A 23,050-nucleotide genomic window follows, 5' to 3' on the forward strand; every position below is an offset into this window, starting at 1 on the left:
GTACTCGCCTACAGGAGTGGACAGTTGGCCACCGCTCGCAGCGTCACACGTTGGTAGACGCGGGGTCAACAACTCGCGCCAGGGGGATTGACGGTCTTGCTGACAGGCAGTCTCATAAGCGGTGACCGCCGGTAACTCGACGAGCGAGGTGTCCGAAGCCATGACGACCGTGACCGATCGAGCAGCGCCGAGGGACGCCCTCGGCCTCCTCAAGGACCGCGAGGAGACGGCCGAGCGGCTGCTCGAATCTTCGGCCAAGCACTCCTTCGACCCCGACCGGGAACTCGACTGGGACGCCCCGCCGATCGACGGCAAGTACTACTGGCCGCCCGAACTGCTCTCGCTCTACGACACGCCGTTGTGGAAGAAGATGGGCGAGGAGCAGCGCATCGACCTCTCCCGCCACGAGGCGGCCGCGCTCGGCTCCCTCGGCATCTGGTTCGAGATCATCCTGATGCAGCTGCTCGTCCGGCACATCTACGACAAGTCGCTGGTCAGCAACCACGTCCGCTACGCGCTCACCGAAATCGCCGACGAATGCCGGCACTCCATGATGTTCGCCCGCATGATCCGCAAGGCGGACACCCCCGCCTACCCGGTCTCGCGCACCCACCACAACCTCGCCCGCGTCCTCAAGACGGTCTCCACCACCCCCGGCTCCTTCGCCTGCACCCTCCTCGGCGAGGAGATCCTCGACTGGATGCAGCGCCTGACCTTCCCGGACGAGCGCATCCAGCCGCTGGTGCGCGGGGTCACCCGCATCCACGTCATCGAAGAGGCCCGGCACGTCCGTTACGCCCGCGAGGAACTGCGCCGCCAGATGCTGACCGCCCCGCGCTGGGAGCAGGAACTCACCCGGATCAGCTGCGGCGAGGCCGCCCGCGTCTTCTCGCTGGCCTTCGTCAACCCGCAGGTCTACGAGAACATCGGCCTGGACCGGCGCGAAGCCGTCGCGCAGGTCAAGGCCAGCGGCCACCGGCGGGAGGTCATGCAGACCGGCGCCAAGCGGCTGACGGACTTCCTCGACGACATCGGCGTGCTGCGCGGCGTCGGCCGCAGGCTGTGGCGGAGCTCGGGACTCCTCGCCTGAGCGGCCGCCCGCGGGGTTACCCTGCGGGCATGACGACCGTACGGGCGTACCGCAGGCTGAGCGTCGAGGAGCGGCGGGCCCAACTCCTCGACGCGGCCCTGTCGCTGTTCGCGCACCGGGCACCGGAGGAGGTCTCCCTCGACGACGTCGCCGAGGCCGCCGGGGTCTCGCGCCCGCTGGTCTACCGCTACTTCCCGGGCGGCAAGCAGCAGCTGTACGAGGCGGCCCTGCGCTCGGCGGCGGAGCTGCTGGAGCAGTGCTTCGCGCAGCCCCAGGCCGGTCCGCTGACCCAGCGGCTGTCCCGGGCCCTGGACCGCTACCTGACCTTCGTGGACGAGCACGACACCGGCTTCGCGGCGCTGCTCCAGGGCGGCAGCGTCGTGGAGACCTCCCGTACGACGGCGACGGTGGACGGCATCCGCCGCGCCGCGGCCGAACAGATCCTCCTCCACCTGGCCGTCCCGGACCCGGGTCCGCGGCTGCGGATGATGGTGCGGACCTGGATCACGGCGGTGGAAGGGGCCTCGCTGATCTGGATCGACGAGGGGAAGCAGCCGGAGGTCGGCTCGCTGCGGGACTGGCTGGTGGACCAGTTCATCGCCCTCCTGACCGCGACGGCCGCCACCGACCCGGAAACGGCCGCGGCGGCGCGGGCGGCGCTGGCCCTGGAATCGGCGGAGGGCCCGGTCGGGGTGCTGGCCCGGCGGGTGATCCCGGTGGTCTCCGAGGCGGCGCACCTGCTGTGACACTGGAGGGGTGAGAAGCGAAGTCACCCCCTTCGAGGGCGGCCCGATGGACGGCCGGTCCCTGCCGGTCCTGGTGGGCCCGACCGGCCACCCGCCGAAGTGGTACGAGATCCCGGTCCCGGACCCGGGGGGCGCGGCCCCGACGGTCCTGCTGTACGAACGGGTCCCGGCGGGCCAGACGAAACGCCTGGGGCTCCAGAAGGGCTGGAAGTACGCGTTCCGCCCGGAGGGCACCCGCCCGCGGGTGCGCTGGCCGTGGCCCTGGCCGGGTCGTTAGGCGGGCCGGTCCGGGTCGCCCGTGCCGCCGGGCGGGTCGGTTTCGCCTCAAGCGCCGGAGGGGCCGGTGCCCTGGCCGGGTCGTTGGGCGTCTCCCGCTGGGGTTGCCCGTGCCGCCGGGCGGGTCGGTTTCGCCTCAAGCGCCGGCGGGACTGGGGGGTGGGGCCCCGGCCCGGTGGATGGGAACGTGAACCGTGTCGCCCCCGGGCCACATAGTGATGCCCGTCGGTGCCCGTTCACCGACCCGCCCGGGCGAGGCCTGACGGCCTGCCCAGCCCTACCAGACCTACGGAGCGGCCCTGCCCCGGCGGCCCTGGCCACCATGCCGGGCCGGGGAGGCGGTCTTACCCCCGGCGGCGCCGGGCAACTTGCCGGGCCGCGAGGCGGACTTGGCCTCCGGAGGGCCGGAGAGCGTGCCGGGCCGGGGGATAGAGGTGGCCTCCCCCGCCCAGGCGCAGCCAACCCAGCCCGCCGGCGTTTGAGGCGCCCGGCGAAGCCGGGACCGCTTCGCGCAACGGCGCGCCAGCCGAACCCGGCCCCCGCACCGCCCGGTCAGGGCTAGGGCAACCGCAGTACCGCCTCCGCCCCGCCACCCTCCGCCTGGCGGAACTCCAGCCGCGCCCCGATCACCCCCGCCTGGCCGGCCGCGATGGTCAGCCCCAGGCCGTGCCCCTTCCCGGCCCGGGACCCCGCCCCCGCGCTGCGGAACCGCTGCGGCCCCTGCTCCAGCAGGTACTCCGGGAACCCGTCCCCGTGATCGCGTACCGTCACCACCGGCCCGTCCACCGTCAGGACGACCGGCTCCCGCCCGTGCCCGTGGGCGTTCGCCACCAGGTTCCCGAGCACCCGCTCCAGCCGCCGCCGGTCCGTCTCCACCAGCGCGTCCCGCACCACGACCACCTCCGTCGGCGTCCCCGTCGCCCGCACCACCCGCCGGGCCAGCCGCGCCAGCTGGTGCAGGTCCGTCTCCACCACCTCCCGGCCCGAGTCCAGCCGGGAGATCTCCAGCAGGTCCTCCGTCAGCTCCCGCATCGTCCGCACCCGCTCCCGTACCAGCTCCGTCGCCCGCCCCTCCGGCAGCAGCTCCGAAGCGGCCTGCAACCCGGTCAGCGGTGTCCGCAGCTCATGCGCGACGTCCGCCGTGAACCGCTGTTCGCGCTCCAGCTTCCCCTGGAGGGTGGCCGCCATCGTGTCCAGCGCGCCCGCCACCGTCGCGACCTCGTCCTGGTGCCGCGAGGGGTCCTTCGTCCGCGGGTCGCCCACCCGCGCGTCGAGGTCCCCCTGGGAGATCCGCCGGGCGACCGTCGCCGTCTGGTGCAGCCGCCGCGTCACCCGCGTCACCGCGAACGCGCCCACCAGCAGCGTGCCGCCGATCGCCAGCAGCGAGGAGCCGATGATCGCGTGGTCCAGCCCGCTGATCGTGCGGGCCGCCTGGCTGTAGTCCACCGCCGTGGCCAGGGCCCGGCCGTCCGCCGGGCCGGCCGCCCACATGACCTGCCGCCCGCGGAAGTCGGCCACGACCGTACCCCGCCGTCCGCCCAGCGCCAGCTTCCGCAGCGGCCCCGGCAGGCCCGCCGGATCGAGCGCCGAGCGCGGCGGCAGCGCCTCGCCCGCCTCGTACGACCGCGTCGCGTCGGCCAGCTTCTCCAGGGCCCGGTCGCGCGCGTTGTCCACCGTCTGCCGGGTGACCTCCACGTGCACGAGCGCGCCCAGCGCCGCCGCCAGCGAACAGCACATGACCACGATGAAGCACGCCGCCTTCCAGGTGAGCGTGGCGGTCCACGCGGGCAGCCGGGCCCTCATGGCGTCCGCGGGCGCGCCGGCGCCCGTACGATCTGCTCGCGCGTCGCCAGCATGCTCCGCTGCTTCTCGTCCCACGACCAGGTGCTGATCAGTTCGTACCCGGCATGCCCGCTCGGCACGTGCACGACCACGTTCTCCCCGGCCAGCTCGACGCCGATGACGGTCTCGGTGGTCGCCATGATCCGGTTGAGCCGCCCGTCGGGGTCGGCCGTGTAGGCGCGTACGGACATCACGCTGCCGGGCAGTTCGATCCCGACGACGACCTCGTCCTTCCCGTTCCCCGTGAGGTCCCGGTAGTACGGGGCGAGCACCGGGCACTTCTCCGAGGTCTCCGTCCCGCAGGCCCGGATCGCGTCGGCGGTCTCCTTCGGCATGCCGTCCGCACCGGTCACGGCGCCGAGGTGGGCGCGCAGCTCCGCCTGGACCAGGGCCACCGCGTCCACCTCGTGCACGTTCTGGTCGTGCACCAGCGGCAGACCCTGTACGTACACCGGCGGCACGCCCCCGGGCGGTGCGGGCGGTACGTCGGCCCCCTTGCGCCACGGCCACAGGCGTACGGGTCCGCGCGCCGTCGGGGTCGGCCCGGCGGCGGCCAGCCCGCCCGGGTCGCCGCACGCCGACAGCAGCGGCATCAGGCAGGCCGACACGAGCAGCCCGGTACCCGCGCGGAAGAGGAGCGTGCGCACAGCGGTGGGCCTCCTCTAAGCGGTGCCGGGGTGACGGGCGGTTTCCCGCCAACCTTAGGCCGACCCGGTCCGGTTCCGCCCGCACACCTGGGCGACGCCCCGGCGACGGGGGAGCGACGCGCGGGTGCCGTGGAGGTGGCCGGGCGCGCGGCGTCAGGCGCCCGTACGGCCGCGCCGCAGCATCGCGAAGCCCAGCCCGGCGGCGCCGACGGCCGCGATCCCGCCGCCCGCGCCGAGCAGCAACGCCCCGTGGCCGGCCGGAGCCTGCCCGTCCGGCCCGGGGGCGGTGGCCCCGGCCCAGGACGAGAGCCGGCCGTCGGCCGTGGTCCGCGTACCGGCGGCCGGGGCGGCCGGCATCCCTTCGGCGAGCGCGGCGGCGACGGGCACGGCGAGCAGAGCGCCGGCGCACGCGGTCACGGCGGCGGCACGAACGAGGGTGCGGCGACTGACGGTGGTCACGGAAGTCCTCTGCGGTGGGGCTCGGCCTGGGACGTCCCACCGTAGGGGCGCGCCGTTGCGGTAGGGCGATGGCCTTGTAACGGTGAGCCGACGGCGTTCCCTCGGAGTCGTCACACCTCGCGCCGTCCGGGGGATTGCCGGGCGGCGCACCGCCTGCTCCCATGGACGCCGGGGGTGAGGGTGATGAGCGGACTGATGGTGCTGCCGAGCGGTCGGCCCGGCCGCGGCCGGCTGTTCGTCAACCTGCCGGACGGCCGGGCGGTGGCCTGGTACGACCGGCGGACCAACCGGGTCAGCCTGCTGGAGGAGGCCCGCCGGGAGGCGGTGCTGGCGGTCCTGCGCCCGTACCTGAGCGGTGAGGTGGCCGTCGGCCCGCCGCCGGTGCCCACGCCCGTCGAGCGGCTCCGGCTGGCCCTTCCCCCGGACCGGGACCTGGCGCCGAACCGCCCGGGTGAACCGCTGCTGGGGGAGTTGGTCCACGGCGCGCCGGGCACCCGGGCCCGGCACCGGCTGCGCCGCGAGATCGGGGCCCTGGAGGCGGTGGGGGCGGAGCTGGAGGCCCTCGAAGCGCTGGACTGGCGGGTCCTGCACGCCGTGCCGCTGCCGGGCGGCGGGCTGATCGACCACCTGCTGATCGGGCCGGCCGGGGTGTTCTGCGTGGCCACGGTGGCGGGGCGGCGCCAACGGGTCCAGGCGGGGGACCTGCTGCTCACGGTGGGCCGCGCCGGCCCGCGCCCCGACGTGCGCCGCATCCGCCGCGCGGCGGCCCACGCCGCCCGCGCCCTGCGGGCTCCGGCGACCCCGGTGCTGACGGTGGCCGACGCCTCGACCGTCGAGGTGGCCCCGACCCTGCGCGACGTCCGCGTCCTCCAACCGGCCACGGCGGCCCCCTTCTTCACGACGGCCACCCCCACCCTCAAACCCCCGGACACCGAAGCCCTCTTCGCCCTGGCCCGCGACACCCACACCTGGCTGACCTCCCCACCCACCGGACCCCGGCCCCCCAGCCCTGCCGGCGCTTGAGGCAACCGGCCCCGCCCGACGGCACGGGCAGCCGCGCGGCCCCCGCTCCCCGCCCGGCCCGGGCAGCAGGCGGCACGGGCATCCGGTACGGGACCTCCTCACCGCCCGGCCGGGGCACCGTCACGCCGAGCGCCGCTTGCGCCCCGCCGCGGCCTTCTTCCCCGACGCCGACGCCGTCTTCTTCGCGGCCGCCGAAGTGGACTTGGTCCCGCTCGACTTCCCCCCGCCCGACCCCGTCTTCTTCGCGGATGCCGACCCCGCGCCCGACCCCGCCGCCGACCTCGACCCCGCCGCCGACGTGGACTTCCGCCCGGCCGCCGCCGTCTTCTTCGCCGCCCCCGTCCCGGAGGCCGCCGTGGACTTCTTCCCGCCCACCGCCTTCGGTGCGGCCGCCGTCTTCCGCCGGATCGGCGTCACCTCCCCCTCCGCCGCCACCCCCTCGGCCCCGCCGCCGCCCTCGCCCCGCGAGGCCTTCGCCGCCTGCACGCTCCGCTCCAGCGCCGCCATCAGGTCGATCACCTGACCCCCGGCCGGTTCCGTCACGGCCTCCGCGGGCTCGTACGCCCCACCCGCCTTCGCCGCGATCATCTCCTCCACGGCCTCGCGGTAGTCGTCGTGCAGCGAGTCGATGTCCACTTCCCCCAGCGTCGCCATCAGCGCGTCCGCCAGGTCCAGTTCGGCATCCCGCACCGTCACCGACGTCTCCGGCGCGACCCCCTCGGGCCGCCGGATCTCGTCCGGCCAGAGCAGTCCGTGCATCGCGATGACGTCGTCCACGACCCGCAGCATCCCCAGCCGCTCCCGCCCCCGCAGCGCGAACTTGGCGATCGCCACCTTCCGGCTCCGCTTGAGCGCCTCCCGCAGCAGCGTGTACGGCTTGGCCGCCGTCGCCCCGTTCGCCGCGAGGTAGTACGCCGCGTCCATCTGGAGCGGATCGATCTCCTCGGCCGGTACGAAGGACACGATCTCGATCGTCTTCGCCGTGGCGATCGGCAGCTGCGCCAAGTCCTCGTCCGTGATCGGGATGATCGAGCCGTCCGCCTCCTCGTACCCCTTGCCGATCTCGGCCGCCGGCACCTCCTCGCCGTCCAGCTCGCACACCTTGCGGTACCGGACCCGTCCGCCGTCGGTCACGTGGATCTGGCGGAAGGAGATCGAATGGCTCTCGGTGGCGTTCACGAGCTTGATCGGGATGCTGACCAAGCCGAAGGAAATCGCCCCGTTCCAGATGGATCGCACAGTTCCTCCCGTTTCATGGCAATCTCATCGTATGACGCCGATCACCGTGGTGGAGGGGCGGCGCATCGCGCTCAGCAACCTGGACAAGGTCATCTATCCGGAGACCGGCTTCACCAAGGGCGAGGTGCTGCACTACTACGCCACCGTCGCGCAGCCCCTGCTGGCCCACGTCCACAACCGGCCGGTGTCGTTCCTGCGCTACCCCGACGGCCCCGATGGGCAGCTCTTCTTCACCAAGAACCCGCCGCCCGGTACCCCCGACTGGGTGAGGACCAGCCCCGTCCCGCGCTCGGAGGACCCGTCCGCCGAACAGGTGGTCATCGCCGACATGCCCACCCTCATGTGGGCCGCCAACCTCGTCGTGGAGTTCCACGTCCACCAGTGGACGGCGGGCAGCCCCGCCGTCGCCGACCGGCTGATCCTCGACCTCGACCCCGGGCCGCCCGCCACCGTCGTGGAGTGCTGCGCCGCCGCCCTGTGGCTGCGCGACCGGCTGGCCGCCGACGGCCTGCACGCCTACCCCAAGACCTCCGGCGCCAAGGGCCTCCACCTGTCCGCGCCGCTGGAGCCCACCGCGTCGGCGCGGGTGTCCGCGTACGCGAAGAAGCTCGCCCAGGAGGCCGAACGGGAACTCCCCGAGCTCGTCGTGCACCGGATGGCCAAGGCGCTGCGGCCCGGCAAGGTCTTCGTCGACCACAGTCAGAACGCCGCCGCCAAGACCACCGCCGCCCCCTACACGCTGCGCGCCCGGGCCCGCCAGACCGTCTCCGCGCCCGTCTCGTGGGCAGAGGTGGCCGCCTGCGCGAACCCCGCCGACCTGGTGTTCCTCGCCGACGACATCGCGCCCCGGCTGGCCCGCTCCGGCGACCTCTTCGCCCCGCTCACCGACCCGGGGCGGGCGGGGGCGCTGCCATGAGCAGGGTCCAGGTCGCGCTCGCCGCCACCGTACGGACCCTCCCGCGGGCGGCGGGCCTGGCGTACGAGCCGAAGTTCGACGGTCACCGGCTCGTCATCCTGCGCACCGCGGACGGAGTGGTGCTCCAGGCCCGCTCCGGCCGGATCGTGACCGGCGCGTTCCCCGATCTGGCCCTGGCCGCGCAGCTGCTCCCCGCCGGGACCGTGCTCGACGGCGAGGTCGTGGTCTGGCACGACGGCCGGACCGACTTCGCCCTCGTACAGCGGCGGGCGGCGGCCACGGCGGCCCGCGCACCGGTGCTCGCGCAGAGCCTGCCGGCCTCGTACGCGGCGTTCGACGTCCTGGAGCTGGCCGGGGTCGACGTGCGCGGCCGCCCGTACGAACGGCGCCGGGCGCTCCTGGTGGACCTGCTGCTCCCGCTCGGGCCGCCCCTCCAGCCGGTGCCGATGACGACCGACCCGGAGCTCGCCGAGACCTGGTACGAGACGCTGCCCGCCAGCGGCATCGAGGGCCTGGTCGTCAAGCGGCTGGACCAGCCCTACCCGGCGGGCCGGCGCGCCTGGCAGAAGCTGCGGCACACCGACGTACGGGACGCGGCGGTGATCGGCTACACCGGCACGCCGCGCCGGCCGGCGGCGCTGGTGCTGGTCGTGCCGGGTGACGACGAGGCCCCGCTGGTGTCGAGCCCGCTCTCGGCGCCGCTGCGCAGGGAGCTGTCCCAGACGCTGGCCGCCCGTCCGGGCGGGGCCCCGGCCGGGGCGGGCGCGGTGGCGACCGTCACGGCCATCGGGCTCGGGGAAGTGGCCTACCGGCCGCTCGACCCGCCCCTTGCGGCGGAGGTCAGGCACACCTCGCTGCGCCATCCGCCGCCGGAGGTGCTGCGCCTGCGAACGGACCTCTGACGAGTGGCGTCGGAGGCCCGTTCGGCGGTCCCGGTGGCGTCAGCTGTGGTCCGTCCCCCCGTGCGGCGGGGCGACCGGCGGCTCCGGCGGGGTCGGCGGGGCGGCCGGCGGGGGCTCGGTGACCTCGGAGGACGGGCGCTCGCCGGCGTGCGGGTGCGAGTGCTGGTACCCGGATTCGCGGGCCGCACGGACGTCGTCCGGGTGGGTGGAGGTGGTGGACCCGAAGTTGCCGAAGCCCTGCATCTCGTGCGGGCGCAGGCCGCTCTCGGGGAACTCCACGGCGTCCCGCTCCTCGCGCACCTCGTACACCGCGCCGCCGTCGGGCAGGTGCGGCTGGCTCTCCGGAGCGGGCGGCGGCGGCTCCTTGGCGCGCACCCGCTGGCCCAGCTTGAAGGCGGCGAGGAGGAACGCGACGATGACCAGGCCGACGAAGATGAACCAAACGGCATTGTGCGCGTCTTCCAACGCGATCGTGTTCATACGTACTATTTTCCCGCATTCGGTACGTATTCACCCGATCTGTTCGCCCAACGCGGGGACGCAGCCGGGCACGGTCCGGAAGCCGCCCACGAGCCCACGAGGGCTCCTGCGCCCGCCCGCCGGAGCCCTCCCGCGAAGCCACTACCCCCGCACCGGCCCCTCGGAGTCCCGCAGCCCCCCGCCGTCCCGGCCGCCCAGCACCCCGAGGATCTCCGCGCAGATGGCCAGGGCCGTCTCCGGCGGGGTCCGCGCCCCGAGATCGAGGCCGATCGGCCCGTGCACCCGGGCCAGCTCGGCCTCCGTCACCCCGGCCGCCAGCAGCCCCTCGCGGCGCCGGGTGGTGGTCCGCCGGGAGCCGAGCGCACCGACGTACGGGATGCCCAGCGCGAGCGCGGTGCGCAGGGCCGGCACGTCGAACTCCGGGTCATGGCTGAGGAGCACCAGGCAGGCGGCGTCCCGGTGGGCGGCCAGCACCTTCTCCGCCTCGGCCGCCGACCCGACCGTCACCGCGTCCCACTCCAGCAGCTCGGCCTGCCGCGCGATGAGCTCCGCGAGCTCACCGGCCCCGCCGATCACCACCTGCGGCGCGGACGGGTACGCCTCCACCAGCACCAGCCCCGAGCCCCCGTACAGGGCGTCCCGCCCCGGCCGCCGCGTGCGCAGCAGCTCACCCGCCCGCCGCGCGGCGTCGTCGGCCGGGGCGTCGGCGGCCCGTACGACCTCGCTCACCGCCCGGTCCGCGGCCTCGTTCAGCCGGGTCACCAGCGCCACCCCGTGCCCCGCGCCGAGCAGCTCCCACCACTCCGCCGGGACCGTCGCCAACGGCTGGAGCAGCACCTCCGCCTGGCCGCCACAGGTCAGCTTCGCCTGCGTCGCCTCCCCGGCGCCGACGGAGACCTCGCACACCCGCGCGGTGTCCGCGGGCCCCATCGCGCGCGCCTCCGCGACGAGTTCGGCGTCGAACACCCCCCGGTACAGCGCCCCCACGCATTCCCCCCGGGCGTCCACGAGCACCGAGCCCGCCGGGTCCCGCGGCCCGAACCCCTGCTCGGTGACGGGCCGGGCCAGGTACCCGTCCCGCCCCTCGGCCACCCACTGCCGCGCCGTCTGCACCAGCTCACGCATCGCGTCCGCCCCATCCTCGTCGTCAGAGCCCACCGCAAAGCACCTGGTCAGCGGCGCCGCGGCGGTTTCCCGTCAACCTACGCACACCGCCTACGCCTACCCATCCCCCAAAACCCACAGACCCGGCGCCTCCGCCTTCGTACTTCGTACGAGTTGCGCGACGGCGCCGCGGGGCGTTGGTTCGAAGGGTGCTGTTCACCGACCGCGACGACGCCGGCCGCCGCCTGGCCGAGGCCCTGCGCCCCTACGGACCCCGCCACCCGGTGGTGCTCGGCCTGCCCCGGGGCGGGGTCCCGGTGGCGTTCCACGTGGCCCGGGCGCTCGACGCCCCGCTCGACGTGATCGTCGTACGCAAGCTGGGCGTGCCGGGCCACCGCGAGCTGGCGTTCGGCGCCCTCGGTGAAGGCGGCGTACGGGTGATCAACGAGGATGTCGTCCGCCGCGCCCGGCTCCGCCCCGAGGACATGGCGGCGGTCGAAGACGCGGAGCGGGCCGCGCTCACCGCCCAGGCCCACCGCTTCCGCGCGGGCCGCCCCCGGCTGCCCGTCGCGGGCCGCACGGCGATCCTGGTCGACGACGGCATCGCCACCGGCGCCACGGCGGCCGCCGCCTGCGAGGTCGTCCGCGCCCAGGGCGCGACCCACGTCGTCATGGCCGCCCCGGTGGCCCCACCGGACGCCGCCGCCCGCCTCTCCACCTCGGCGGACGCCCTGGTCTGCCTCTCCACCCCACCGGCCTTCTCCTCGGTGGGCCAGTGGTACGCGGACTTCTCCCAAACCCCGGACACCCAGGTCATCACCCTCCTGACCCCACCCCCGCCGTAGCCAACGCCCTTTCCCAGGACCGACACTGGCCGACGCGGCAAACCCCCTGACCCACAAGTGGACCGGGCAACAGGTCACATGGGGCCCTGACCGCACATACGCGAAGACCCCGTCCTCAGCGCTGGCGCTGATGGCGGGGTCTTTGGGCACTCCTTGCGAAGTGCCCCCGGCAGGATTCGAACCTGCGCACACGGCTCCGGAGGCCGTTGCTCTATCCCCTGAGCTACGGGGGCGTGTCGTTCGCGTTGCGGCGACGGGTTGAACCCTACCAGCTCGCGGGCGGTGATCAGAAACGGTTTGGCGGGGGCGGGAGGGGCGGGTCGCCCGGAGGGGGTGGAAGTGGGGAAAACCCGGACGCGGAGGCTTAGGCGGACCTACTCTCGAGTTGTGCCAGGCGCCTCGGGCCGGGTGCTTGTTGTCGACGACAACAAGGTCATCCGGCAGCTGATCAAGGTCAATCTCGAGCTGGAGGGCTTCGAGGTCGTGACCGCGAACGATGGTGCCGAGTGCCTGGACATCGTCCACCGCGTGTGTCCCGACGTGATCACCCTCGATGTGGTCATGCCCCGGCTGGACGGGTTCGGGACCGCCGCGCGGCTGCGGGCCGATCCGCGGACGCGGGACGTGCCGCTCGCCATGGTCAGCGCCTGTACGCAGCACGAGATGGAGGCCGGGGTCACCGCCGGGGTCGACGCCTTCCTCGCGAAGCCGTTCGAGCCCGCCGAGCTGGTCCGGGTCGTACGGCGGCTGGTCGAGCGCCGCGACCGGCGCGAGCGGGAAGGGGCCCCCGCCGGGACCGGGCGGGGGTAGAGGGGTGTCCGCCGGCAGCGCTGTTCACATGGCGAAACCCTTCACATGACGCGGGAGGTTCTCCCCTAGGCTGGTCCCGTGACCCCCGCCGACCTCTCCCGTACCGTCGCGCGCGCCGTGCGCGGCGCCGTCGAGGACGGGGAGCTGCCCGCCGGGGCGGAGCCGCCGCAGCGGGTGGTCGTCGACCGGACCCGGCCCGGCGGGGTGGGGGAGTACGCCACCGCCGTCGCCTTCCCCCTCGCCAAGAGCGCCGGACGGGCCCCCGCGGACGTCGCCCGCGTGCTCGCCCGCCGGCTGGCGCAGGCGCCCGGGATCGAGAAGGTCGAGGTCACCGGCGCCGGGTTCCTGAACTTCGTCATGGGACGGCCGTCCGCCGAAGCCCTCGTACGGGACGTGCGCACCCGCGGCCCCCGGTACGGGTGCCCCCCGCAGGCCGTCACGGTCACGGCCGCCGGGACCCGGGCCGATGTCGTGCGGGAGGCCGTCCGGCGGCTCGGCGGGGACCCCGACCAGGGCGTACCGCGGATCGCCCCCGTGCCCGAGAAGGAAGGGGACGTCTTCGCCGGCTACGGCGCCGACGCCGCCCGCTGGGCCATGCTCGCCGTCCCGGCGCACGAGACCCCCTCCTTCTCCGGTCGGCTCCTCGTCCAGGACGAGTCGAGCGAGTTCTTCCGGGTGCGCTACGGATACGCCCGCACCCGGGCCCTGCTGCGCAACGCCGCCCGCCTCGGCTTCCAGCCGGAGCCGGGGGCCGTCGACGGCGCAGGCGCCGACGCGCTGCTGCGCGCCCTCGCCGACCACCCCCTCGCCCTCGAAGCCGCCGCCCACCACCGCGCGCCCGAGCGGCTCGTGCGCCAGCTCGTCCGGATGGCCGACGCCCTGCTCGACTTCCAGTACGACGTGCTCCCCAAGGGAGACGAGAAACCCTCGGCCGCCCACCGCGCCCGGCTGGCCCTCGCCGAAGCCGCCGGGACGGTGCTGGCCGGCGGCCTGTCCCTGCTCGGCATAGCTGCCCCCGAACGCCTGTGACCTGCGAAGAGAGATTCCGATGAGCCGTTCCGCGCACCCCGCCGGGCCCCGCCACGCCGACGTCCTGCCCGAGGGCCACTACGCGCCGCCGCCCGCCGACCTCAACGTCCTCGACGAGAAGGTCTGGTCGCGCACCGTCACCCGCAACGCCGACGGCGTCGTGACCGTGGGCGGGATCGAAGTCACCGAGCTGGCCGCGGAGTTCGGCACCCCCGCCTACTTCCTCGACGAAGAGGACTTCCGCGAGCGCTGCCGCGCCTGGGCGCACGCCTTCGGCGCCGACGCCGACGTGTTCTACGCGGGCAAGGCGTTCCTCTCCAAGGCCGTCGTGAAGTGGCTGCGGGAAGAAGGGCTCAACCTCGACGTGTGCTCCGGGGGCGAGCTCACCACCGCGCTCGCCGCCGGGATGCCCGCCGAGCGGATCGCGTTCCACGGCAACAACAAGTCCGTCGCGGAGATCACCCGCGCCGTCGAGGCCCGGGTCGGACGCATCGTGCTCGACTCCTTCCAGGAGATCGCCCGCGTCGCGCACATCGCCGCCGGCCTGGGCGTGCGCCAGCCGGTGCAGATCCGCGTCACCGTCGGCGTCGAAGCGCACACGCACGAGTTCATCGCCACGGCGCACGAGGACCAGAAGTTCGGCATCGCGGTGGCCGACGGGTCCGCCGCCGAGGCCGTCCGCCGGGCGCTCGGGCACGACTCGCTGGAGCTCCTCGGCGTCCACTCCCACATCGGTTCGCAGATCTTCGACATGGCCGGTTTCGAGGTGTCCGCGAAGCGGGTCGTGCGGCTGCTCGCCGCCGTCCGCGACGAGCACGGCGTCGAGCTGCCCGAGATCGACCTCGGCGGCGGCCTCGGCATCGCCTACACCTCCGCCGACGACCCCCGCGAGCCGCACGAGATCGCCAAGGCCCTGCACGAGATCGTGGCGCGGGAGTGCGAGGCGGCGGGGCTGCGCGCCCCCAGGATCTCCGTCGAGCCCGGCCGCGCGATCGTCGGCCCGACCGCCTTCACCCTGTACGAGGTCGGCACCATCAAGCCGCTGGAGGGGCTGCGGACGTACGTCAGCGTCGACGGCGGGATGTCGGACAACATCCGCACCGCCCTCTACGACGCCGAGTACGCGGTGACGCTCGTCTCCCGCGTCTCGGACGCCGAGCCGATGCTGGTGCGCGTCGTCGGCAAGCACTGCGAGAGCGGCGACATCGTGGTCAAGGACGCCTTCCTCCCGGCGGACCTCGCCCCCGGCGACCTGATCGCGGTCCCGGCCACCGGCGCGTACTGCCGCTCGATGGCCAGCAACTACAACCACGCGCTGCGCCCGCCCGTGGTCGCCGTGCGCGACGGACAGGCCCGGGTGATCGTCCGGCGCGAGACGGAGGAAGATCTCCTGCGTCTCGACCTCGGATGACGGCGCTATTTCTGGCGCGGGCCCCCGGGCCCCCAAAATGGACGTCTCACTCAATGGACCGAGGATGGAAACTACTGTCCATTGCGTGAGACTGGTCAGACCTGGCACGCAAACCGCGTGCCGGGTGGCGATGAAAGATCGAAAGGCGTAGGTCGAATGATGCGTACGCGTCCGCTGAAGGTGGCGCTGCTGGGCTGTGGTGTGGTCGGCTCAGAGGTGGCGCGCATCATGACGACGCACGCCGCAGACCTGACGGCCAGGATCGGCGCGCCCGTCGAACTGGCCGGCGTCGCCGTGCGCCGCCCCTCCAAGGTCCGCGAGGGCATCGACCCCGCCCTGATCACCACCGATGCGACCGCCCTGCTCAAACGCGGCGACATCGACATCGCCATCGAGGTCATCGGCGGCATCGAGCCGGCCCGCGGCCTGATCACCACCGCTTTCGAGCACGGCATCTCCGTCGTCTCCGCGAACAAGGCGCTGCTCGCCCAGGACGGCGCCGCGCTGCACGCCGCGGCGGACGAGGCCGGGCTGGACCTGTACTACGAGGCCGCCGTGGCCGGCGCGATCCCGCTGGTCCGCCCGATGCGCGAGTCCCTCGCGGGCGACAAGATCAACCGGGTCATGGGCATCGTCAACGGCACGACCAACTTCATCCTGGACAAGATGGACTCGACGGGCGCCGGCTACCAGGAGGCGCTGGACGAGGCCACCGCCCTCGGTTACGCCGAGGCCGACCCCACCGCCGACGTCGAGGGCTACGACGCCGCAGCCAAGGCCGCGATCCTGGCCGGTATCGCCTTCCACACCCGGGTCCGGCTGGACGACGTCTACCGCGAGGGCATGACCGAGGTCAGCGCCGCCGACTTCGCCTCCGCCAAGCGCATGGGCTGCACCATCAAGCTCCTCGCCATCCTGGAGCGGGCCGCCGACGGCCAGTCGGTGACCGCGCGCGTGCACCCGGCGATGATCCCGCTCAGCCACCCGCTGGCGTCGGTCCGCGAGGCGTACAACGCGGTCTTCGTGGAGGCCGAGGCCGCCGGGCGGCTGATGTTCTACGGCCCCGGCGCGGGCGGCTCGCCGACCGCCTCCGCGGTCCTCGGCGACCTCGTCGCCGTCTGCCGCAACAAGCTCGCCGAGGCAACGGGGCCCGGCGAGTCGGCGTACACCCAGCTGCCGGTCAGCCCCATGGGGGACGTCGTCACGCGCTACCACATCAGCCTCGATGTGGCCGACAAGCCGGGCGTCCTCGCCCAGGTCGCGACGACCTTCGCGGAGCACGGAGTGTCCATCGACACGGTCCGCCAGCAGGGAAAGGACGGCGAGGCCTCCCTCGTCGTCGTCACTCACCGGGCTCCCGACGCCGCCCTCTCCGGGACCGTCGAGGCGCTGCGGAAGCTGGACACCGTGCGCGGTGTCGCCAGCATCATGCGTGTTGAAGGGGAGTAAGGACCCATGAGCAGCAATCGCACCCACCAGTGGCGCGGCATCATCGAGGAGTACCGGGACCGCCTGCCGGTGACGGACGCGACGCCCGTGGTCACGCTCCGCGAGGGCGGCACTCCCCTCGTACCGGCCCAGGTGCTCTCCGAGCGCACGGGCTGTGAGGTCCACCTGAAGGTCGAGGGCGCGAACCCCACCGGGTCCTTCAAGGACCGCGGCATGACGATGGCGATCACCAAGGCCAAGGAGGAGGGCGCCAAGGCGGTCATCTGCGCCTCCACGGGCAACACCTCCGCCTCCGCCGCCGCGTACGCGGTGCGCGCCGGGATGGTCTCGGCCGTCCTCGTGCCCCGCGGCAAGATCGCGCTCGGCAAGATGGGCCAGGCCCTGGTGCACGGCGCCAAGATCCTCCAGGTGGACGGCAACTTCGACGACTGCCTGGACCTGGCCCGCGCGCTCTCCGACAACTACCCGGTGGCCCTGGTCAATTCCGTCAACCCGGTCCGGATCGAGGGCCAGAAGACGGCCGCGTTCGAGATCGTCGACGCGCTGGGCGACGCCCCGGACATCCACGTGCTGCCGGTCGGCAACGCGGGCAACATCACCGCGTACTGGAAGGGCTTCAAGGAGTACAAGGCCGACGGCCTGGCCTCCCGTACGCCCCGCGTGTGGGGCTTCCAGGCGTCCGGTTCCGCGCCCATCGTGCGCGGCGAGGTCGTCAAGGAGCCGCACACCATCGCGACGGCGATCCGCATCGGCAACCCGGCCTCCTGGGAGTTCGCCCTCGCGGCGCGCGAGGAGTCCGGCGGCTTCATCGACGAGGTGACGGACCGACAGATCCTGGCCGCGTACCGGCTGTTGGCCGCGCAGGAGGGCGTGTTCGTGGAGCCCGCCTCCGCCGCGTCGGTGGCCGGACTGCTCAAGGCCGCCGAGGCCGGCCTGGTCGACCCCGGCCAGACGATCGTGTGCACGGTCACCGGCAACGGCCTCAAGGACCCCGACTGGGCGGTCGCCGGCGCCCCGCAGCCGGTCACCGTCCCGGTGGACGCCGAGGCCGCGGCCGTCCGGCTCGGCCTGATCTGACCCGGAGCCCGCCCCGCGCGGGCTCCACGCCGTGTCGCCGGATTCCGGGAACCCCGGAATCCGGCAACTCGGTCCGTACGGCACGAAAAGTCCGGCAGGAACCGACAGGAACCGACTGGAACCGACGGAAGTCCGCGACACGCATCGTGCGCCTCCTGTGCGCCCTATGTCGCGAGGGAACCTTCCTTCGATAGGCTGTACTTACATCCGCCACCGCGCATATGACCGCGGTGCTGCCCCGAGGGCCTTCGGGTGTCGTACGTTCTCCAGTACATTCGCAGCGAAGATCCCGCCAAGCACCAGATCTCGCACAGTCACAAGGAGTGTCATCGACCGATGGCAGGTCCAGCGTTCCGCGCCGCCGCAGTACGAGTGCGCGTCCCCGCCAGCAGTGCCAACCTCGGCCCCGGCTTCGATGCCCTCGGCCTGGCCCTGGGGCTCTACGACGACGTGGTCGTCCGGGTCGCCGACTCCGGCCTGAACATCGACATCGCCGGTGAGGGCGCCGAAAACCTCCCGCGCGACGAGAGCCACCTCCTCGTACGCTCCATGCGCACCGCCTTCGACCTGCTGGGCGGGCAGCCGCGCGGCCTGGAGGTCGTCTGCGCCAACCGCATCCCGCACGGTCGCGGGCTCGGCTCCTCCTCCGCCGCGATCTGCGCCGGCATCGTCGCCGCCCGCGCGGTGACCATAGGCGCGGAGGCCAGGCTCGACGACGCGGCGTTGCTGGAACTCGCCACCGAGATCGAGGGGCACCCCGACAACGTCGCCGCGTGCCTGCTCGGCGGTTTCACCCTCGCCTGGATGGACGGCGGCAGCGCCAAGGCGATCCGGATGGACCCCGCCGATTCCATCGTTCCGGTGGTCTTCGTGCCTTCCAAGCCGGTCCTCACGGAGACGGCGCGCGGCCTGCTGCCGCGCACCGTCCCGCATGTGGACGCGGCCGTCAACGCGGGTCGCGCGGCCCTGCTCGTCGAAGCCCTGACCAGGCGTCCCGAGTTGCTGCTGCCCGCCACCGAGGACCGGCTCCACCAGGAGTACAGGTCTCCGGCGATGCCCGAGAGCGTGGCTCTCGTGGCCCGGCTGCGGGCGGACGGGATCCCCGCGGTCATCTCCGGCGCGGGCCCCACGGTCCTCGCGCTGGTCGACAACGGTGCGGCCGACAAGGTCGCGCAGCTCGCGGGCGAGGGGTGGGCGGCCAACCGGCTGGCCCTCGACGTCCCGGGCGCGAGCGTTCTTCCGCTGGGCACCCAGGGCGGCTAGGCCCACGGGCCCGGCCGGCCAGGGTGCCGGTGCGGCGGCTGGGCAGGCCGACCGCGCGGAAGGCGTGATTGCCGGTGATTGAGAGGGGGAATGTCTGTTGGATCCGGTAGTGTTAATCTCAAGTGCGCATCCGAAGCCGCCATGGCTCGGTGCTCAGTGTCCCCATTCGGGACCACCTTTCTTCCGGGAGCCTCCCCGACTGCTCTGATCGCTTCCAGCAGTTTCGAGCACGCTCCGGAATCGGCGTGACATTCCCACGCTTCCAGCTCGGGGGCTTCTCGCCGGAACCAGCACGCACGTTTCTCTCCGCCGTATTTCTACCGGCGGACCACCGCCCCGGCTGCAGTCCACGCCCCATCAGGTCACGGACTGTCGTCGGACAGCACAACCGGTCGCCGAGCCAGACAGGCCGACGTCCGCTCCAGGGAAGGACCCTTCGTGAGCGACACCACCGATCTGATGGGCGCTGCCGACACCAACGTCGACACCAGTGCCCCCGCCGCGGGTGCCGCGGCTGCCACTGCCGGACGGCGGCGCCGCTCCGGCACCGGCCTTGACGGCATGGTCCTGGCCGAGCTCCAGCAGGTCGCGTCGGGCCTCGGTATCAGGGGCACCGCGCGGATGCGCAAGAGCCAGCTGATCGAGGTCATCAAGGAGGCGCAGGCGGGCGGAAGCGCCCCCAAGGCCGCCGCCTCCGCCGCGGACACCGCCGAGGCCAAGCCGAAGCGCCGCGCCACCAGCAAGGCCCGCACGGGTGAGGCCGCCGCCGAGGCGCCCGCCGAGAAGCCTGCCGCGCAGGCTCAGATCGAGATCCCCGGCCAGCCGGCCAGCGACGACGCCCCGGTCGGCGAGCGCCGCCGCCGTCGGGCCACCGCCCCCTCCGGCAGCCCGGAGTCCACGGCGCCCGTCGCCGTCCAGGTCGAGCAGAAGACCGACACCGCCCCCGCCGCCCAGACCGAGGTCAAGGTGGAGGCCGCGACCGCCGTCTCCGCGCAGGGCCAGGGGCAGACGCAGCTCCAGGAGGCCGGCGAGGGCCGCGGCCGCCGGGACCGCCGCGACCGTGACCGGGGCGAGCGCGGCGAGCGCCAGCGCGACCGCCGCGAGCGCGGTGCCAAGACCGACGAGCAGGGCCAGGGCGGCCAGGCCCAGGGCGGCCAGGCCCAGGGCCAGGGTGGTCAGGGCGGCCGTCAGGACCGGCAGGACCGCGGCGACCGTCAGCAGCAGGGCGGCCGCGGCCAGGGTCAGCAGGGCCAGCAGGGCCGTCAGGACAACGGTCCGCAGGACGACTTCGACTCCGAGGACGGCCGGCGCGGCCGGCGCGGCCGCTACCGCGACCGCCGTGGCCGTCGCGGGCGCGACGAGTTCGCCCCGAGCGAGCCGCAGGTCGCCGACGACGACGTCCTGATCCCCGTCGCGGGCATCCTCGACATCCTCGACAACTACGCGTTCATCCGGACCTCCGGCTACCTGCCCGGCCCGAACGACGTGTACGTCTCGCTCGCCCAGGTCCGCAAGGCGGGGCTGCGCAAGGGCGACCACACCACCGGCGCGGTGCGCCAGCCCAAGGACGGCGAGCGCCGCGAGAAGTTCAACGCCCTCGTGCGCCTGGACTCGGTGAACGGCATGGCGCCCGAATCGGGCCGCGGCCGCCCGGAGTTCCAGAAGCTGACCCCCCTGTACCCGCAGGACCGGCTCCGTCTGGAGACCGACCCGGGCGTGCTGACCACCCGGATCATCGACCTCGTGTCGCCGATCGGCAAGGGCCAGCGCGGTCTGATCGTGGCCCCGCCGAAGACCGGCAAGACCATGATCATGCAGGCGATCGCGAACGCGATCACCACGAACAACCCCGAGTGCCACCTGATGGTCGTCCTGGTCGACGAGCGTCCGGAAGAGGTCACCGATATGCAGCGGTCGGTCAAGGGCGAGGTCATCTCCTCGACCTTCGACCGTCCGGCCGAGGACCACACCACCGTCGCCGAGCTGGCCATCGAGCGCGCCAAGCGGCTCGTCGAGCTGGGTCACGACGTGGTCGTCCTGCTGGACTCCATCACCCGCCTGGGCCGCGCGTACAACCTCGCCGCCCCCGCCTCCGGCCGCATCCTGTCCGGTGGTGTCGACTCGACCGCGCTGTACCCGCCGAAGCGCTTCTTCGGTGCCGCGCGCAACATCGAGGACGGCGGCTCGCTGACCATCCTGGCCACCGCGCTGGTCGACACCGGCTCGCGCATGGACGAGGTGATCTTCGAGGAGTTCAAGGGCACCGGCAACATGGAGCTCAAGCTCGACCGCAAGCTCGCCGACAAGCGCATCTTCCCGGCCGTCGACGTCGACCCGTCGGGCACGCGCAAGGAGGAGATCCTCCTCAACGCGGAGGAGCTCGCCATCGTCTGGAAGCTGCGCCGGGTGCTGCACGCGCTCGACTCGCAGCAGGCGATCGAGCTGCTCCTCGACAAGATGAAGCAGACGAAGTCGAACGCCGAGTTCCTGATGCAGATCGCCAAGACGACCCCGGCGGGCAAGAACGACGACTGACCGTCGCCGTAGCCGGACCGTCTTACGGGACCGCCCCCGTCGCAGCCGCGACGGGGGCGGTCCCGTTGCGTGCGCGTGCTGCGACCTTCGCCACACCGCCGCCCGGCCGGCGGGCGCCCCCGCCATCCCTTTCGTCCGCGTTCGGCGTACGGGCGGTAAGCGCGGCGTCACACCCCGTCGCCCCCGCGCCGGGCCGTCCGCGCACCGCGTTCGGCGCCCGGCCGGGCCCGTGGAACCCTGGTAGGCGTTCCTCCGTCTGTGTCAGAGAACAGCGGGGGTCGCAGACAGGCCGGACGGGTCGCGGAAGCGGGCCGGGGACCGAGGAGAGCATGAGCGAGGACACGAGGGGCCGCGGCCGCCGCGCCGCGGGCAGCCGGCGCCGAAGGAAAGCGCCGAAGCGCCGCAAGGGCCTCACCGTCGTCGCGTGGACGGCCGCCGGCGTGGTGGTGCTGGGCGGCGCGGGCGTGGGCTACTTCTACTTCAAGTTCAACGGGAACCTGAAGACGGTCGACATCGACGCGGCGCTCGGCAAGGACCGCCCCCAGAACGTGGACAACGGCTCGATGGACATCCTCGTCCTCGGCTCGGACTCCCGCGGCGGGGCGAACGCCGAGTACGGCCGGGACGACGGCGGGTCCGCCCGCTCCGACACGGCGATGATCGTCCACCTCTACGAGGGCCACCACAAGGCCAGCGTCATCTCGATCCCGCGCGACACCATGGTCAACCGCCCCGCCTGCCAGACGGCGAACGGGAAGACCGACCGGGGCAGCTCGCGCTCCCAGTTCAACGAGTCGTTCACCATCGGCGGGGCCGCCTGCGCGGTCAAGACCGTCGAGAAGATGTCGGGGATCCGCATGGACCACTACATCGAGGTCGACTTCACGGGCTTCAAGAAGATCATCGACAACCTCGGCGGTGTCGAGGTGACCACCACCAAGCCGATCAAGGACGGTTCCAGCCACCTCGATCTGCCCGCGGGCCCCAACAAGCTGAACGGCGAACAGGCCCTCGGTCTCGTCCGTACCCGCAAGAGCGTCGGCGACGGCAGCGACCTCGGCCGAATACAGCTCCAGCAGGCCTTCATGAAGGCGCTGATCAAGCAGGTCAAGGGGATCGGCGTGTTCGACAACCCCAAGCGGCTGCTCGACCTCGCCGACACCGGAACCAAGGCGCTCACCACCGACAAGCAGCTCGGCGACGTGAAGTCGCTCCTGGGCTTCGCCCAGAGCCTGCGCGGCATCGACTCCCAGGGCCTCCAGATGATCACCATGCCGGTGACCGAGGACGCCCTCGACCACGACCGGGTCGCCCCGCTCGCCAAGGAATCCAAGATGGTCTGGGACGCCCTGCTCGCGGACCAGCCGATCCCCGCCGACGCGACGGCCGCCTCCATGGGTGACAAGGGCTCCGCCGGCGGCATCGTCCAGTCGCAGTAGGACCGGAAAAGCCTGGTCGCGGGGGTTTCCCTGCCGGGTGGAATAGATGCCCACCCCCTCCCGTTGAGGAGGGTGTCCTCAGAATTTTGACAGGCGGCCCGGTCCTGGCAGACTGGTCTGTCGGCCCCGGTTCACGCAGCGCGCAATTCGGCCCCTGCGACCCGGCGCCCTCCCGAATCTAGGAGACACCTTGAAGCGCGATGTTCACCCCGAGTACGTCGAGACCCAGGTCAGCTGCACCTGTGGCGCGTCGTTCACCACCCGTAGCACCCTGACCGACGGCACCATCCGTGCCGAGGTCTGCTCCGAGTGCCACCCGTTCTACACGGGCAAGCAGAAGATCCTCGACACCGGTGGCCGTGTGGCCCGCTTCGAGGCCCGCTTCGGCAAGGCTGCCGGCTCGAAGTAGCGAGCCTCCGGCGCCGGACCCCGGCTGCACCGCGTCACGCGCGGGCAGCCGGGCCCGGC

At 73.3% G+C, this 23,050-nt stretch carries 21 protein-coding genes, 1 tRNA gene and 1 pseudogene; 16 read left to right on the forward strand and 7 right to left on the reverse strand.

What is annotated here, in order from left to right; genetic code table 11:
- The first annotated feature begins 160 nt into the window (after positions 1-160).
- Genes ACZ4M3_RS07550 through ACZ4M3_RS07560 form a run of 3 tightly spaced genes read left to right on the forward strand, consistent with a single transcriptional unit; the run spans position 161 to position 2,113 of the window.
- Complete coding sequence (locus ACZ4M3_RS07550) at positions 161-1,090, forward strand: AurF N-oxygenase family protein (RefSeq protein ID WP_453354918.1); 930 nt, start codon at positions 161-163, stop codon at positions 1,088-1,090.
- 29 nt (positions 1,091-1,119) lie between these two features.
- Positions 1,120-1,836, forward strand: a complete 717-nt coding sequence (locus ACZ4M3_RS07555; RefSeq protein ID WP_467730664.1) for a TetR/AcrR family transcriptional regulator — start codon at positions 1,120-1,122, stop codon at positions 1,834-1,836.
- A 10-nt stretch (positions 1,837-1,846) separates the two neighbouring features.
- Entirely contained in the window at positions 1,847-2,113 is a 267-nt protein-coding gene (locus ACZ4M3_RS07560) for a hypothetical protein (protein WP_467730665.1), read from the forward strand.
- A 557-nt stretch (positions 2,114-2,670) separates the two neighbouring features.
- On the opposite strand, the gene ACZ4M3_RS07565 is transcribed toward ACZ4M3_RS07560, so the two are convergent.
- From ACZ4M3_RS07565 to ACZ4M3_RS07575, 3 genes are all read right to left on the reverse strand, one after another.
- On the reverse strand, positions 2,671-3,915 hold the full coding sequence (locus tag ACZ4M3_RS07565; protein WP_467730666.1) for a histidine kinase dimerization/phospho-acceptor domain-containing protein: 1,245 nt from the start codon (positions 3,913-3,915) through the stop codon (positions 2,671-2,673).
- Positions 3,912-4,601, reverse strand: a complete 690-nt coding sequence (locus ACZ4M3_RS07570) for a hypothetical protein (RefSeq protein WP_467730667.1) — start codon at positions 4,599-4,601, stop codon at positions 3,912-3,914. The genes ACZ4M3_RS07565 and ACZ4M3_RS07570 overlap by 4 nt, the downstream gene beginning before the upstream one ends.
- A gap of 153 nt (positions 4,602-4,754) precedes the next feature.
- Entirely contained in the window at positions 4,755-5,060 is a 306-nt protein-coding gene (locus ACZ4M3_RS07575; protein WP_467730668.1) for a hypothetical protein, read from the reverse strand.
- A gap of 183 nt (positions 5,061-5,243) precedes the next feature.
- On the opposite strand from ACZ4M3_RS07575, the gene ACZ4M3_RS07580 reads away from it, so the two are divergent.
- The gene (locus ACZ4M3_RS07580) at positions 5,244-6,083 is read left to right on the forward strand and encodes a nuclease-related domain-containing protein (RefSeq protein ID WP_467730669.1); all 840 of its coding nucleotides are present in this window, start codon (positions 5,244-5,246) and stop codon (positions 6,081-6,083) included.
- A 120-nt stretch (positions 6,084-6,203) separates the two neighbouring features.
- Here ACZ4M3_RS07580 and ku read toward each other — a convergent pair whose 3' ends face one another.
- Positions 6,204-7,322 carry a non-homologous end joining protein Ku gene (ku, locus tag ACZ4M3_RS07585; RefSeq protein ID WP_467730670.1) on the reverse strand — a complete coding sequence of 373 codons (1,119 nt, stop codon included), beginning with the start codon at positions 7,320-7,322 and terminating at the stop codon, positions 6,204-6,206.
- A gap of 31 nt (positions 7,323-7,353) precedes the next feature.
- Here ku and ligD point away from each other — a divergent pair, with 31 nt between their 5' ends.
- Complete coding sequence (gene ligD / locus ACZ4M3_RS07590) at positions 7,354-8,238, forward strand: non-homologous end-joining DNA ligase (protein ID WP_467730671.1); 885 nt, start codon at positions 7,354-7,356, stop codon at positions 8,236-8,238.
- Positions 8,235-9,140 (forward strand): ATP-dependent DNA ligase, encoded by a 906-nt coding sequence (locus ACZ4M3_RS07595; RefSeq protein WP_467730672.1) that lies wholly within the window; start codon positions 8,235-8,237, stop codon positions 9,138-9,140. The genes ligD and ACZ4M3_RS07595 overlap by 4 nt, the downstream gene beginning before the upstream one ends.
- A 39-nt stretch (positions 9,141-9,179) precedes the next feature.
- Here ACZ4M3_RS07595 and ACZ4M3_RS07600 read toward each other — a convergent pair whose 3' ends face one another.
- Together ACZ4M3_RS07600 and ACZ4M3_RS07605 are read right to left on the reverse strand one after the other, a co-directional pair.
- On the reverse strand, positions 9,180-9,620 hold the full coding sequence (locus tag ACZ4M3_RS07600; protein WP_467730673.1) for a DUF6479 family protein: 441 nt from the start codon (positions 9,618-9,620) through the stop codon (positions 9,180-9,182).
- Between the two features lie 141 nt (positions 9,621-9,761).
- Positions 9,762-10,745 (reverse strand): XdhC family protein, encoded by a 984-nt coding sequence (locus ACZ4M3_RS07605; protein WP_467730674.1) that lies wholly within the window; start codon positions 10,743-10,745, stop codon positions 9,762-9,764.
- A gap of 188 nt (positions 10,746-10,933) precedes the next feature.
- Here ACZ4M3_RS07605 and ACZ4M3_RS07610 point away from each other — a divergent pair.
- Positions 10,934-11,551 (forward strand): annotated as a pseudogene (locus ACZ4M3_RS07610) (phosphoribosyltransferase); the annotation flags it as partial.
- 179 nt (positions 11,552-11,730) lie between these two features.
- Here the strand turns inward: ACZ4M3_RS07610 and ACZ4M3_RS07615 are convergent.
- A tRNA-Arg gene (locus ACZ4M3_RS07615) sits at positions 11,731-11,802 on the reverse strand.
- Positions 11,803-11,854: 52 nt separating this feature from the next.
- Between ACZ4M3_RS07615 and ACZ4M3_RS07620 the strand changes: the two genes are divergently transcribed.
- The 9 genes from ACZ4M3_RS07620 to rpmE all read left to right on the forward strand — a co-directional run bounded on the left by ACZ4M3_RS07620 (position 11,855) and on the right by rpmE (position 22,991).
- Positions 11,855-12,379 carry a response regulator gene (locus ACZ4M3_RS07620; RefSeq protein ID WP_467730834.1) on the forward strand — a complete coding sequence of 175 codons (525 nt, stop codon included), beginning with the start codon at positions 11,855-11,857 and terminating at the stop codon, positions 12,377-12,379.
- Positions 12,380-12,457: 78 nt separating this feature from the next.
- Entirely contained in the window at positions 12,458-13,408 is a 951-nt protein-coding gene (gene nrtL / locus ACZ4M3_RS07625) for an ArgS-related anticodon-binding protein NrtL (RefSeq protein ID WP_467730675.1), read from the forward strand.
- Positions 13,409-13,427: 19 nt separating this feature from the next.
- Positions 13,428-14,819, forward strand: coding sequence for a diaminopimelate decarboxylase (lysA, locus tag ACZ4M3_RS07630; protein WP_467730676.1), 1,392 nt, complete (start codon positions 13,428-13,430; stop codon positions 14,817-14,819).
- A gap of 156 nt (positions 14,820-14,975) precedes the next feature.
- Positions 14,976-16,268 (forward strand): homoserine dehydrogenase, encoded by a 1,293-nt coding sequence (locus tag ACZ4M3_RS07635; protein ID WP_467730677.1) that lies wholly within the window; start codon positions 14,976-14,978, stop codon positions 16,266-16,268.
- A gap of 6 nt (positions 16,269-16,274) precedes the next feature.
- Positions 16,275-17,345, forward strand: a complete 1,071-nt coding sequence (thrC, locus tag ACZ4M3_RS07640) for a threonine synthase (RefSeq protein ID WP_467730678.1) — start codon at positions 16,275-16,277, stop codon at positions 17,343-17,345.
- A 336-nt stretch (positions 17,346-17,681) separates the two neighbouring features.
- Positions 17,682-18,608: a homoserine kinase gene (thrB, locus tag ACZ4M3_RS07645; protein ID WP_467730679.1), complete on the forward strand. Its 927-nt coding sequence runs from the start codon at positions 17,682-17,684 to the stop codon at positions 18,606-18,608.
- A gap of 438 nt (positions 18,609-19,046) precedes the next feature.
- Positions 19,047-21,143 (forward strand): transcription termination factor Rho, encoded by a 2,097-nt coding sequence (gene rho, locus ACZ4M3_RS07650; RefSeq protein ID WP_467730680.1) that lies wholly within the window; start codon positions 19,047-19,049, stop codon positions 21,141-21,143.
- 329 nt (positions 21,144-21,472) lie between these two features.
- Entirely contained in the window at positions 21,473-22,582 is a 1,110-nt protein-coding gene (locus tag ACZ4M3_RS07655; RefSeq protein ID WP_467730681.1) for an LCP family protein, read from the forward strand.
- Between the two features lie 190 nt (positions 22,583-22,772).
- The gene (gene rpmE, locus ACZ4M3_RS07660) at positions 22,773-22,991 is read left to right on the forward strand and encodes a 50S ribosomal protein L31 (RefSeq protein WP_136215107.1); all 219 of its coding nucleotides are present in this window, start codon (positions 22,773-22,775) and stop codon (positions 22,989-22,991) included.
- Positions 22,992-23,050 lie beyond the last annotated feature (59 nt).

It is taken from the genome of Streptomyces sp. NPDC026522 (genome assembly GCF_055567555.1).